13 protein-coding genes are annotated in these 13,294 nt (G+C 45.8%); 11 read left to right on the top strand and 2 right to left on the bottom strand.

The genetic code is table 11. The annotated features are described in order from the left end of the window. The first annotated feature begins 65 nt into the window (after positions 1-65). The 3 genes from GQS64_RS06370 (at position 66) to GQS64_RS06380 (ending at position 4,480) form a co-directional block, all read left to right on the top strand. A complete protein-coding gene (locus tag GQS64_RS06370) occupies positions 66-1,355 on the top strand; it encodes a L,D-transpeptidase family protein (protein ID WP_077991942.1) in 1,290 nt (429 codons plus the stop codon). 124 nt (positions 1,356-1,479) lie between these two features. Next, a complete protein-coding gene (locus tag GQS64_RS06375; protein WP_198231023.1) occupies positions 1,480-3,249 on the top strand; it encodes a hypothetical protein in 1,770 nt (589 codons plus the stop codon). A gap of 124 nt (positions 3,250-3,373) precedes the next feature. Next, on the top strand, positions 3,374-4,480 hold the full coding sequence (locus tag GQS64_RS06380; RefSeq protein ID WP_198231333.1) for a COX15/CtaA family protein: 1,107 nt from the start codon (positions 3,374-3,376) through the stop codon (positions 4,478-4,480). Positions 4,481-4,632: 152 nt separating this feature from the next. Here GQS64_RS06380 and argC read toward each other — a convergent pair whose 3' ends face one another. Beyond that, the gene (argC, locus tag GQS64_RS06385) at positions 4,633-5,568 is read right to left on the bottom strand and encodes an N-acetyl-gamma-glutamyl-phosphate reductase (protein ID WP_198231024.1); all 936 of its coding nucleotides are present in this window, start codon (positions 5,566-5,568) and stop codon (positions 4,633-4,635) included. A 384-nt stretch (positions 5,569-5,952) separates the two neighbouring features. Here argC and glyA point away from each other — a divergent pair, with 384 nt between their 5' ends. The 6 genes from glyA to nusB all read left to right on the top strand — a co-directional run bounded on the left by glyA (position 5,953) and on the right by nusB (position 10,599). Then, a complete protein-coding gene (glyA, locus tag GQS64_RS06390; protein WP_077991948.1) occupies positions 5,953-7,260 on the top strand; it encodes a serine hydroxymethyltransferase in 1,308 nt (435 codons plus the stop codon). A gap of 20 nt (positions 7,261-7,280) precedes the next feature. Then, positions 7,281-7,766: a transcriptional regulator NrdR gene (nrdR, locus tag GQS64_RS06395; protein ID WP_077991950.1), complete on the top strand. Its 486-nt coding sequence runs from the start codon at positions 7,281-7,283 to the stop codon at positions 7,764-7,766. Next, a complete protein-coding gene (ribD, locus tag GQS64_RS06400; protein ID WP_198231025.1) occupies positions 7,756-8,868 on the top strand; it encodes a bifunctional diaminohydroxyphosphoribosylaminopyrimidine deaminase/5-amino-6-(5-phosphoribosylamino)uracil reductase RibD in 1,113 nt (370 codons plus the stop codon). Before nrdR ends, ribD begins: the two co-directional genes overlap by 11 nt. Continuing rightward, positions 8,853-9,461, top strand: a complete 609-nt coding sequence (locus GQS64_RS06405; protein WP_198231334.1) for a riboflavin synthase — start codon at positions 8,853-8,855, stop codon at positions 9,459-9,461. Before ribD ends, GQS64_RS06405 begins: the two co-directional genes overlap by 16 nt. A 206-nt stretch (positions 9,462-9,667) precedes the next feature. Then, positions 9,668-10,123, top strand: a complete 456-nt coding sequence (locus tag GQS64_RS06410; RefSeq protein WP_077991958.1) for a 6,7-dimethyl-8-ribityllumazine synthase — start codon at positions 9,668-9,670, stop codon at positions 10,121-10,123. Further along, entirely contained in the window at positions 10,120-10,599 is a 480-nt protein-coding gene (nusB, locus tag GQS64_RS06415) for a transcription antitermination factor NusB (RefSeq protein ID WP_198231026.1), read from the top strand. The genes GQS64_RS06410 and nusB overlap by 4 nt, the downstream gene beginning before the upstream one ends. 148 nt (positions 10,600-10,747) lie before the next feature. Here nusB and GQS64_RS06420 read toward each other — a convergent pair whose 3' ends face one another. Further along, on the bottom strand, positions 10,748-11,260 hold the full coding sequence (locus tag GQS64_RS06420; protein WP_369805230.1) for an outer membrane protein assembly factor BamE: 513 nt from the start codon (positions 11,258-11,260) through the stop codon (positions 10,748-10,750). Positions 11,261-11,481: 221 nt separating this feature from the next. Here GQS64_RS06420 and GQS64_RS06425 point away from each other — a divergent pair, with 221 nt between their 5' ends. Both GQS64_RS06425 and plsX read left to right on the top strand, forming a co-directional pair. After that, positions 11,482-12,060, top strand: coding sequence for a YceD family protein (locus GQS64_RS06425; protein WP_225868155.1), 579 nt, complete (start codon positions 11,482-11,484; stop codon positions 12,058-12,060). 133 nt (positions 12,061-12,193) lie between these two features. Next, positions 12,194-13,252 (top strand): phosphate acyltransferase PlsX, encoded by a 1,059-nt coding sequence (plsX, locus tag GQS64_RS06430; RefSeq protein ID WP_198231027.1) that lies wholly within the window; start codon positions 12,194-12,196, stop codon positions 13,250-13,252. Positions 13,253-13,294 lie beyond the last annotated feature (42 nt).

Below are 13,294 nucleotides of genomic sequence, written 5' to 3' on the forward strand. Positions count from 1 at the left end.
CATTAAATATTTTTTAGCATGGGTGTCGATATTTATCGGCAATGGTGTGCTTGGAAAAATCGGGAATGACACATAAAAATATGACATCTGCCAAAAACTCTCTTATCGGGCGAAGACTTTTTCTGAAATCTCTGGTCACTTTAACGGCTTTGTCCTGTGCACCGACAATTGCTCAGGCGAACAATATGTTGTTTGCCCAATCCGGACGCGCACGTTGGGACGACCAGTTTGACGCGGCCCCTTCCGCCGGAGCAAGAGTTGCTTCAAACCAGCCGGTGTTGAGTTCTGCAACTGTTGAATACACACAAAGGGCAATAGCGCAATATGAAGAGATCGTGAGCCGCGGTGGTTGGCAAAGAGTGCCGACAGAACAGGGGAAATTGCGAATTGGTGTAACACATCCTGCAGTTATTGCACTGCGTCAGCGCCTTGCTGCTTCCGGTGATCTTCAAAGCGGCATCGGGATGTCTCAATCTTTCGATACTTATGTCGATGCTGCCGTTAAACGCTTTCAAGCCCGTCATGGTTTACCGGCAGATGGTGTGACCGGTGAATCAACATATAAATCGTTGAATGTTGATGCCCAGACGCGGCTGAACCAGCTCCACATCAATGTCGAGCGTTTGAAGCCGAAAGTCGAGATGACATCGAAAGAACAACGTTTTGTTATGGTCAATATACCCGCCGCTCAAATCGAAGCGGTTGAAAATGGCGTTGTCGTTCAACGTCATACGGCTGTCGTCGGCAAGATTGACCGGCAAACACCATTGTTGGACTCAAAAATCAGTCAGGTTATTCTTAATCCGTTCTGGACTGTACCAAAGTCCATTATCCGGAAAGATATTATTCCGTTAATGCAGAAAAACCCATCCTATCTTTCCGACAACAACATCCACGTCTTCAACAGTCGTGGTGAAGAGGTGTCGCCCGAAAGCATTGACTGGCATAGCGATGAAGCTGTCGGCATGATGTTCAGGCAGGATCCCGGCAAAATCAATGCGATGTCTTCGACGAAAATCAATTTTGCCAATCCTTATTCGGTTTACATGCATGACACGCCAATCCAGACGCTGTTTAACAGTCTGATGCGCTTTGATTCGTCAGGTTGTATCCGCATCCAGAACATTCGCGATCTCAATGTATGGATTTTGAAAAATACGCCGGGTTGGGACAGAGAACGTATGGAGGCGGTGATTTCTTCCCGCCAGAATACGCCGATTAACATTCCGGATCCTATTCCGCTTCATTTTGTCTATATTTCGGCATGGTCGACAGGCGAAGGCGTGGTCCAGTTCCGTGACGACATCTATCACCTTGACGGATCGTCACAATTGGCTCTTGATACAGCCGGTTGAGCAAAATTGATAACAAAAACATCAAAAACCGCCTTCAAGGCGGTTTTATTTTGTTTTTTTAAGGGGATAGTTACTCCTTCTGGTCTATCTGGAGCATAACAGCCTTTGTACCAGTTGAACGGGAATGACCAGAAAAGCCGGATCGGATAATTACTTCAAGCAATTTACGCCACAAAACATTGTCATGGTTTTGTTGGCTACAGTCGTTTGTTTTGTTATTGCTCTTCTTTACTGCCTGTCAAAGCCGGAAATCTATGATGCAAAAGCCGAATTTTCAATCCGGCAAAAAGCCGGTTTCATGACATCCGATGGCATAAAAGAAAATGTGCCGCCAGTTTTGCCATCCGACACCGTTTATCAAAAAATGGCTCGTTTTTTTAAGGATGCAGCCGTTGGAAATGATCTGACAGCTTTCTATCATTCGCTTTCTATCAAAGAATATCCCGATCATATCGAATTGGTTTTTTCTGATGAAAGTGGAACACGTGCCCGCTTGATGTTGCAAAATGTTTTGAACGTTTTGACAAAAGACTTTTTAAACAGCGATCAGCGCGGGAACGGGAACGAGCTTTCCAAAATACGCGAGGAGCGCAACAAACATCTTGAATCTGCTCTCGAAAATTTCAAAAACAATTGGAAAACGGACGATTATAAAGCTGGTAACGCAGAACTTTATGGCGCGCTGATTTCCGCAGTCGATAATCGCATTGCTTATATGGCTTCCATCGAAGTTCTGGGAAACTTGCTTGAGACCGGAAAATCGCCGCTCGATCTCGACTTTATTGCAAGAGATCCGGCTGTTCAAAATACAAGGGCAAATTTGAATAAATTGGCAACAGAAATAGCCCATATGGAAACGCAGTTGGGCAGCACGCACCCGCAAATCGAAGCGATGATGAGCGAACAAAATGCGTTAAAGCAGGAACTCGATCGCCATATAAATCTCGCTATTGAACGCCTTTATACCGAAGCCGATCTCTGTGTGAAGGTCGAGAACGGTTTGCGTGACGAGCTTATTAAAGCCGGTGACATAAATAATCAATCGGGTAAACAAGCCCTCGATCAACTGGAAGAAAAGTTGAAGTCTATATGGGCGGATTATGATAAAAAAACAGATGATAGAGGCTTGGCGGACAACCAAAATATCGAAGTCAGTCCGATAAGCGTTGAAAAACGCTCTCTCTTGTCCCGTTTTGGGTGGCCACTTTCAATCTTTACACTTGTCATTTTTTTAGTTCTTCTTGTCGCTAGCCTTTTTTTAGCAAAGTGTTGGAAGAAAGAAAGAAAACACGTCTCCGGACAGGAAAAATCGCAAACTTCAAAAAATAGTGTCGATATTTCTAGCGCGCCGGTAAAAGCACCTGAACAATTAAAACTGGACTTTGCCGGATTGGTTGACGAGATCCGAAAGTTCAATCTGAGGATTGTCACGGTTGTCGGGAAAGACGCGGCCCAAGCCTCGGCACGTTTGTCAATGAAGTTAAGGAGCGTGGAAAAATCCGTTTTGCTTGTTGATATTTCAACCAATGAAATCGGGAATTTGATTGGTCCGCACCGCGGTTTTACCGATGTGCTTACGGGAGATGCGAAGATTTCCGAAGTTATTTATAGCGATTATGACACCGGTGTCGATATTTTACCGAGGGGGATTGCAAGTCTTCTTAGAGCGAAAGATTTTGCAAGCGATATACCGACACTCATTGACGCACTGAAAGAACAATATGCGGTTATTCTGATTGCAATGTCAGAGGTGTCCGAATTCGGTGTCGAAGAGATATTCAAACAAAGCAATTGCCTCGTTATTTCCTGTCATGATTTGAACGATCAGGATAGCTGGCGCAATTTGTTTTCAAAATATTCGGATCAACCGCTGTTCACGCTTATCGACAGTTGATAAACTCGCCGGACGCGACGGCTTGTCGCGGATTATACCCTTGTTTTCTTGAGAACATTGCTGCACCAATAGGAAAAAGAACCGGATAATTCCGGCGCATATTATCAAGTGAAAGCGTCTGATGATGACTATGACCGCAATTGATGAAACCGTGCCGAATGCCAGACAGGCACGCAATCGCAAGATGATACAGCTTTGGCTTTATGCGGTTTTAATTCTGTGTTTGGCAATAGTCATTGTTGGCGGTGCCACGCGTTTGACCGGATCGGGATTGTCGATCACCGAATGGAAGCCGGTTCACGGTGTCATCCCGCCAATTGGTGAAGCCGAATGGCAGGACGAATTCGAGAAATATCAACAGATAGCCCAATATAAAGTCGTCAATCAGGGAATGACACTTTCTCAATTCAAGGGAATATTCTGGTGGGAATGGGCGCATCGCCTGTTGGCACGTCTTGTCGGCGTTATTGCTTTATTCGGGCTTATCTGGTTCTGGGCAACGAAGCGGATAGAGAAAACCTTTCTTCCGCAATTGATAGCCGTTCCGGTGATTATTGCCGTTCAGGGTGCAATTGGCTGGTGGATGGTTGCTTCCGGTCTCGGTGCCAGTGATTTGACGAGCGTCAGTCAATATCGTCTCGCAATCCATCTTGTCACGGCTTGTATTGTGGTGATTTTTGTCACATATGTTTCACGCGGACTTGCCGACTATAGCGACAAGCCTGCCAATCGCAGCATACAGAAATTTGCCGGTTGGCTGGTGTTGATGGTGCTTGTACAAATTTACCTTGGTGCGCTTGTCGCAGGATTGCATGCCGGCAAGGTCTATAATACCTGGCCTTTGATGGATGGGCAGTTGGTGCCGGAAGGCTTGCTTGCCGATCAACCGACGTGGCGGAACTTTTTCGAGAACAGACTGACTGTGCAATTTGTTCACCGTTGTTTTGCCTATCTTCTGTTGTTGGCAGCGCTTGTCCATGCTTTGAAGGTTGAAAAGCTCGCTTCGGGAACAACACATGCAAGGCGTGCAATGCTGCTGCTTGTAGCAATCATTGTGCAGGCTGTTTTCGGCATCATCACCTTGTTGCTCGAAGCTCCGATCAGTTGGGGATTGATCCATCAGGGCGTAGCGTTACTGGTTCTTGTATTCGCTGTTGCCCATTGGCGTGCGACCAAAGGTGCCTATCCGGCGGAAACAAGCGTAAATAAAGCGAGAGAGTTAAGCGCGTAACCGGAACCATGGCTATTGGAATTGACCGGAAACGCTGTTTTTCTAGTCCGCTGGAAAGCCAAAGAGTGAATTCTTAAATAAAAGGCCGGCTAAAGAAATAGCCGACCTTTATTTTTACATTTTAATTTTTAGATTTTGGTGATGTTACGGCGTCAAGATTTTCCGATCATCAGATCAAGATTCTGCACAGCAGCACCGGAAGCCCCTTTACCCAAATTATCAAGTACCGCCGAAATATTGTAAATTCCGGCAGCATCATCGCCGAATACAAATATTTTCAGCTTGTCGGTGTTAGCAAGCAGCTCGGCATCAAGGCGTACCAAACGGTTATTTTCTTCTTCTGTCGCGACGCTGATAAGTTTGCTATGACGATAATGGTCATTGAAAATTGTTCTTAGATCATTGCCGGTGACGTGTTTTTTCAAAAGCGAGTTGTGAAGAGGTATATTCACAATCATACCTTGAGGAAACCGTCCGACACTGGGCACAAAAAGCGGTGTTTTTGCCAGTTTCCCATGAACCCGAATTTCCGGCACATGCTTGTGTCGGAGATTGAGTCCATAAAGGAAATAATTGGCAGTAATCCTGTCATCGCTATTCTGATTTTCCATCCGGTTTATCATTTTTTTCCCGCCGCCGGTATAGCCCGACACCGCATTGATGGAGACCGGAAAATTCTCGTCTATAAGATTCGCTTCGCGCAATGGCCGGATGATACTGAGCGCTCCGGTTGGATAACAGCCGGGATTGGCGACGAATCGTGCGGAACCAATCCGCTCTGCTTGCCCTTCGGTAAGTTCGGCAAAACCATAGACCCATTGTGGCGAAATACGGTGAGCGGTCGAACTGTCAATAATGCGTAATTTGTGGTTTTCAGCAACGGCATTGACTGTTGCAATCGCCGCATCGTCGGGAAGACATAAAATGGCAATATCGGCTTCGTTCAAACGCTCGAAACGCGCAGCATCATTGTGCCGGTCTTCCAAAGGGATGGAAAGAATTTCGAGATCATCACGTGATGCCAACCGCTTCCTGATTTGTAAGCCCGTTGTACCATGTTCACCATCAATAAAAACTTTTGTCCGCATTGTTTTGTACCTGAGCGTCTTGGCGATATGTTCAAAATGATTGACCGGATTGAAGTAAACCGGATTTTGGAAATTTGGAAGAACATATAACCTATGAACATTGCCATTATGGAGAAAGCCAATATACCTGCTTCAGGGAATAAAAAAACAATTCTTTTTTCAATATTTGCGCGTTTTTCAATATTTGTGCGTTTATATCAACAGGACTGCTAACAGGGGTGTGAAAACCGCAAAAAGATGATTGCCAAATAAAATTGGTAAAAACCGGCCATTTTTGTGAAGAATTTTTGCTAAATATTGGCTATTGGCTGTGAAAGCGTATAACATATTGTAACGCTGTGATAATTATTGAGCGGCTATTTTTCATTGTTAGGAATATTTCCCATGAGCGACCAAGTGGATGTGGCGCAAAAGCGCTTTTTTAATGACGATCTTCAAACAACTGATTCCGAGATCTATGATGCCATTCGCGGCGAGCTTTCCCGTCAGCGCGATGAAATCGAGTTGATTGCATCGGAAAACATCGTATCGCGTGCTGTACTTGAAGCACAAGGTTCGGTTCTTACCAATAAATATGCCGAAGGTTATCCTGGCAAACGTTATTATGGCGGCTGCCAATATGTTGATGTGGTTGAAAATCTTGCAATAGAACGGGCAAAAAAGCTGTTTGGCGCAGCCTTTGCAAATGTGCAGCCGAACTCCGGTAGCCAGATGAATCAGGCGGTCTTTTTCGCGCTTCTGAAACCGGGCGATACATTTATGGGTCTTGATCTCAATTCCGGCGGGCATTTGACCCACGGTTCACCGGTCAACATGTCAGGCAAATGGTTTAACGTGGTTTCCTATGGTGTGAGACGCGACGACCAGAAAATAGACATGGACGAAGTCGCCCGTATCGCCCGCGAAAATAAGCCCAAGCTTATACTTGCTGGCGGCACGGCCTATTCCCGCTTTTGGGATTGGAAGCGCTTTCGTGAAATTGCCGATGAAGTCGGCGCTTATTTGATGGTCGATATGGCACATATTGCGGGCTTGGTTGCAGGCGGTGTCCATCCTTCACCGGTACCTTTCGCCCATGTTGTAACCTCGACAACACATAAATCCTTGCGTGGACCGCGTGGCGGCATGATTTTGACCAATGATGAAGCGATAGCCAAAAAGATCAACTCGGCTGTGTTCCCCGGTATTCAGGGCGGGCCGCTCATGCATGTTATTGCTGCGAAGGCTGTTGCATTCGGTGAAGCATTGCGCCCCTCTTTCAAAACTTATGCGAAAAATGTTGTTGCCAATGCGAAAACATTATCAGCCCGCTTGATTAAAAATGGCCTTGATATTGTATCGGGTGGCACTGATAACCATTTGATGCTGGTTGATTTGCGGCCGAAAAACGCTACAGGTAAGCGTGCGGAAAGTGCTTTGAGCAGGGCGCATATCACTTGCAACAAAAACGGCATTCCTTTTGATCCCGAAAAACCGTTCGTTACATCGGGTGTAAGACTTGGTACACCGGCTGGAACAACACGCGGTTTCGGTGAAAAAGAGTTTGATGAGATAGGCGAGCTGATTTCGGAAGTTCTGGATGGCCTCAAAGCTGCAAATTCGGACGAAGGCAATGCTGCTGTTGAAGCGCATGTACGCGAAAAAGTTCATGCATTGACTGAACGTTTTCCGCTATATCCTTATCTTGGTTAATGATTTGAACGGAGTAAAAAATGCGGTGTCCTTACTGTCAATCGGAAGATACCCAGGTAAAGGACTCGCGTCCGGCCGAAGATGGCTCGGTTATCCGCCGCCGTCGCATATGTCCTGTATGCGGCGGGCGGTTTACCACATTCGAGCGTGTGCAATTGCGCGAATTGATGGTGACAAAGAAAAGTGGACGACACGTCCCCTTTGATCGAGACAAGTTGATGCGGTCTGTCGAAGTTGCGTTGCGCAAGAGGAATGTTGATCCCGAACGGGTTGAACGGGCAATATCCGGTATAGTTCGCCAGCTTGAAAGTTCCGGAGAACCGGAAATATCGACCGAACAGATCGGTCACCTTGTCATGGAAGCTTTGAAGGGCATTGATGACATTGCCTATATCCGTTTTGCTTCGGTCTATCGCAATTTTCGCAATGCCAGTGATTTTCACGACGTAATTGATGAGCTGTCGGATCGTGACGGAGATAAAGACAACATTAAAAATGGCAGATAGAGCTGACGATTATCGTTTTATGGCGGCTGCCATTCGTCTGGCGCGTCGGCATCTTGGCGAAACGGCTGAAAATCCTTCTGTGGGTGCTATTATTGTCGGGACTGATGGCACAACGATTGTCGGCCATGGCGTAACGGAAACCGGTGGACGACCACATGCGGAAACACAAGCGTTAAAAATGGCCGGTGAAAATGCGCGTGGCGGCACAGCTTATGTAACGCTTGAGCCTTGTTCACATTACGGGAAAACGCCGCCATGTGCGAATGCATTGATAAATGCAGGAATAAAACGTGTCGTCATATCCATTCGCGACCCGGATAAAAGAGTTTCCGGACGCGGGATAAGAATGTTGGAAGATGCTGGGATTGTTGTTGAAACCGGCATATTGGCAAATCAGACCTATGAAGGACTGAGTGCATATCTTGTAACAAGACAATTGGCCCGTCCCGAAGTCACTTTGAAGATGGCTATTTCGGCAGATAACGGTATCGGTGTGGAAGGCGAGCGAAATGTTCAGATCAGCAATGGAATATCGCATTCCATAAGCCACATAATGCGCGCTGAAAATGCTGCAATCGCAGTCGGAATAAGGACTGTTTTTGCCGACAATCCCGAACTTACCTGTCGTTTGCCGGGGTTGGAAGAACGCTCGCCAATACGCGTTGTGATTGATCGCAAGCTTTCGATTGGTGAGAATTGCCGCTTGGTCGAGACGGCAAAGCATGTACCAACCTGGATTATCGCAGGCAAAAATGTGGATCCCAAGAAAAAGGCTGGCCTTGAAAAGCGTGGAATCGATATTTTTGAACTTGATGATACGGATGGTGAATTTGCACCGCGAGATATTCTTAACACATTGTATCAAAAAGGTATTTCAAGCCTTTTGCTGGAAGGGGGAAGGGCAACAGCATGTTCTTTTCTCGATCATGGGCTGGTTGACAGGATTGCACTCTTCCGTTCAAAACTTATATTGGGAAAAAAAGAAATAGCTGCTCCCGATTTCAGCAAGTACCTTGTGAACTTCAACAAGGTCAATGAGGCCAATTTTGGCGAGGATAGTTACAGTGAATGGAGATGTCGTCGCGAATGTTTACCGGAATAGTAACGGATATAGGCGAAATAGCCGATTTAGAGCCTCTCAATGAGGGACTGCGGATCAAAATCCGCAATCATTATGATGTAAAGACAATCGATATTGGTGCGTCGATTGCCTGTTCCGGTATTTGCCTGACGGTGGTCGATAAATCCGGAGATCATGCGCCAGAATCGTCATTCACTGTTGAAGCATGGGAAGAAGCTTTGCGCCTTACCAACATTTCAAGCTGGAAGGTTGGAAGTCATGTCAATCTTGAACGTTCATTGAAGCTTGGCGATGAAATGGGTGGGCATCTTGTTTCCGGCCATGTTGATGGTTTGGCTGAAATTGTTGAAACTTCGGAAGAAGGCGACGCCAGAAGGTTTCAACTAAAAGCACCGGACGAATTGGCCCGTTTTATTGCCCGTAAAGGTTCTGTTGCCTTGAATGGCACATCTTTGACAGTCAATGCTGTCAAAGACAATTTGTTCGATGTATTGATTATTCGTCATACGCTGAATGTAACGACCTGGGGCGAGCGGAAAACGGGTGATCTCGTCAATCTGGAAATAGACCAGTTAGCGCGTTACGCCGCGCGACTTTCCGAATTTGTCAGGTAACCGGTTACTACACAGTCCGATATTCATTTGTATCCATTTACCCTTAGTCCTTAAATATCCTTTTCGTTGGAAGCAATTTAAGAAAAGCAGCTTTCGCATTTTCAAAAACTGTTCTAAATGAAGGGATATTGGCTCAACCTCATTGTTGTGATGGGCTTTGAGGGACGTAAAGTGCCAACCCGATTGTTGAGTTATAGGATCAGATTATGACAAAGAAAAACGTAAAAAAGGCTCATCTCCTTATTGTAGAAGCCCGGTTTTATGAAGAAATTTCGGACGCCTTGCTGAAAGGCGCAACAGAAACACTTGAACAGGCTAACGCAGATTTTGATGTTGTAACTGTTCCGGGAGCTTTGGAGATTCCGGCAGCGATTGCATTTGCCGAAAAGGGTGAAAAAAAATACGACGGTTATGTCGCATTGGGATGTGTTATCAGGGGTGAGACATACCATTTTGAAATCGTTTCTAACGAATCATGTCGGGGCATTGCAGATTTGAGCGTTCGCAAACGATTGGCTATCGGCAACGGTATTATCACAGTCGAAAATGAAAAACAGGCATGGGCTCGCGCTTTGCCGGATAAGAAGAACAAGGGTGGCTTTGCCGCCGAAGCCGCATTGCATATGATCGCACTGAAAGACAAATTCGGAGCAAATCGTTGAGTAACACTTATGCCAATAATCGTAATGGGTCGCGCCGTGCAAATAAACGCGGCGCGGCACGTTTGGCTGCTGTCCAGGCTCTCTATCAGATGGATGTTGCCGGTACCGGTATTCTTGAAATAACCTCGGAATATGAAACTTATCGGTTGGGACAGGAAGTCGATGGCGAACAATATCTTGAAGCCGACCCGCAATGGTTCCGTGCTATTATTGCCGGTGTGGTGGAAGAGCAACGCCAACTTGATCCTATGATTCGTCAACATTTGCCTGAAGACTGGCCGCTGTCACGTATTGATTCAACTTTACGTGCGATATTGCGGGCCGGTGCCTGGGAAATAAAAAACCGTAAAGATGTACCGGTTGCTGTCGCAATCAGCGAATATGTCGATATTGCCAAAGCATTTTTTGATGGTGATGAACCGAGGATGGTCAATGCCGTGCTTGATAGAATGGCAAAAGAATTGCGCAACCCATAAAGTTGCAAAAGCTGAAATTGCATTCAATATTTAAAAAAAGCTCTATCGGAAGATAGAGCTTTTATTTTTGTCTGCCGGTTTTTCGTTTTCAGTAAACGGGATGAAAGCCTTAATTTACTGTCGAAATCGGCTTTGCGGGCAGAAAAATTTACCTGCCCGTTTGTGGTAATTGGGGAACGCCCTTCGAGCCTTTAATCAATTGCGACAGGAACGACTGGTCATGACCACCTGTTGGCGTAGTCTGGGTGATCGTATCGATAACTTTTCCGTCTTGCAGGCCATAATTCGCTATCCGTTCAACCTGACCGTTCTTGTTGAAATAGATAGCCAGAATTTTACGATCAACAATCTTGGGCTTCATGAATTGTGCACCGCGATAGCGCGTTTGCGAGATGTAATAGAAGACCTCGTTATCATACATTGCAGTCATTGAAGGTGAACCGAGGGCGAGCAAAACCTGATCGCGGCTTGAACCCACCGGCACAGAAGCAAGTGCCGACTCGTCGAGCACATAACCTTCATTGTAAGTTTGGCTTGTCTTGAGGAAATCATGGGATTTGCAGCCACTCAATGTGATTGCCGTAGCAGCGATTAAACCGATAAGTAACCCATGCTTAGCTTGGGTTTTAATGCGGATCGTGTGAAACAATGACATCTCCATCTAACGCATGGCGGGGGAAAAACTATTCTTCAATCTTTTTGCCTAAACCACCTTAAAGCCGTTTGCAATAGATTGCATCGTTGCCGACTTCTATTTATTAACAATGAGTATGGAAAACAGGAAACATTTTACGTCGTTTTATACACCTCATCTTGCCTGTGCAGAAAAAGATGCATGTATCAAACACAGTTTTAAAGTTGAACACTGGAATGAGGCCCATTATGCACAATAATGACCACACAAACGAAAACGATTGCCACCTCATGAGTTTTGCAATCCATTATCCGGTCAATGTTCGTTCATTGCCGGTGAAAGGTGTGCGAATAAAAATTGATGCAGACGAAAAAGAACGCCAAAAACTCAAGGAAAACCATGGTCTTTTAAGCGTCGATTCATTTCATGCGGATGTCCATGTTTCGCCGTGGAAAAAACGGGGCGTTCGTATCAAGGGAAAGTTTGAAGCAGACATTGTCCAGGCCTGTGTCGTTACATTGGAACCAATTCCCGAACATGTTGAAGAGGAAGTTCAATCGGTTTTTATTCCCGAAGACTCCAAGCTTGTGAAATATGAAGAGCTGGATCATACGGGTGAAGTCTTCATTGATGCGGAAGGGCCTGATACGCCGGAAGTATTTCATGGCGATAGCATAGATGTCGGTGCTTTTCTGGAGGAATTCTTCGAGCTTTCTTTAAATCCCTATCCGCGAAAGGAAGGGGTTGATGGCAACTATATTGAAGACACCGGAAATGAAGAAAAAGAACCTTCCCCTTTTGCTGTTTTGAAACAACTGAAATCGTAATGGTCGTCGAAAAAACAAATTTTATAGTTGTATAATGGCTTAAAACCGGTATTTTCGGCTTAAAGTTTCATGCGCCATCGCAACCAAGTGACGCAGCCTTATATAGAATTAGAAACTAATAGGACATTTGAGAGTGATCAGAATTTCTGTGGATGCAATGGGCGGCGATTTCGGCCCTGAGATCACAATTGCCGGTGCTGCAATTGCGCAGAAGCGTTTTCCTGAAATACGTTTTATTTTTTATGGTGTGGCAAGTGCGGTAGAACCGGTTTTGAAACGTTATCCGGAGCTTGGTTCTTCTTCGACATTCATTGCAACCGAAACCTACACACGGATGGATGAAAAACCCAGTCAGGCTTTGCGTAACGGCCGTGGCAAATCATCCATGTGGGCAGCAATCGAAGCGGTTAAAAAAGGCGAGGCGGATGCTTGTGTGTCGGCCGGTAATACCGGCGCGTTAATGGCAATGTCCTATTTTTGTCTAAGAATGATGGAGGAAGCCGATCGGCCGGGTATTGCGGGCGTGTGGCCGACTTTGCGCGGTGAAAGCATTGTGCTCGATATTGGTGCGACGATCGGTGCTTCCTCCGATCAGCTCGTTGATCTGGCAGTGATGGGGGCAGGTATGTTCCGCGCACTTTATAATGTCAAACGGCCAACGGTAGGCTTACTCAATATTGGTGTCGAGGAAGTCAAAGGTCTGGATGAAATCAAACAAGCCGGTATGATGTTACGCGAGATTGGTCTTGATGGACTGGAATATAAGGGCTTTGTCGAAGGAAACGATATAGGTAAGGGAACAGTCGACGTTGTGGTGACAGAAGGTTTTTCCGGAAATATCGCATTGAAAGCTGCTGAAGGAACAGCGCGGCAAATGGCAAAAATTTTGCGGGAAGCCATGTCCGGTTCATTGTTGACAAAGATCGGCTATCTTTTATCAATTAGTGCTTTTCGTAAACTCAAACAGAAAATGGATCCTGGCCGCGTGAATGGCGGTGTATTACTGGGACTTAACGGAGTTGTTATCAAAAGTCATGGCGGAACCGATGCAGATGGGTTTGCTTCTGCTTTGCGTGTAGGCTATGAAATGGTTAACAACAAGCTTTTGGAGAAAATTGCAGCGGATTTGAGGCATTTTCACGATAAAAAACCGGAACTTCTCGACCATGGTGACCACACGGTACATGATTGAAAACATAAACAAACGTATTGATAACTGAACATTGATTCGCTG

Origin of the sequence: Bartonella sp. P0282, from assembly GCF_048452985.1 — a bacterium.
Taxonomy (GTDB): domain Bacteria; phylum Pseudomonadota; class Alphaproteobacteria; order Rhizobiales; family Rhizobiaceae; genus Bartonella; species Bartonella choladocola.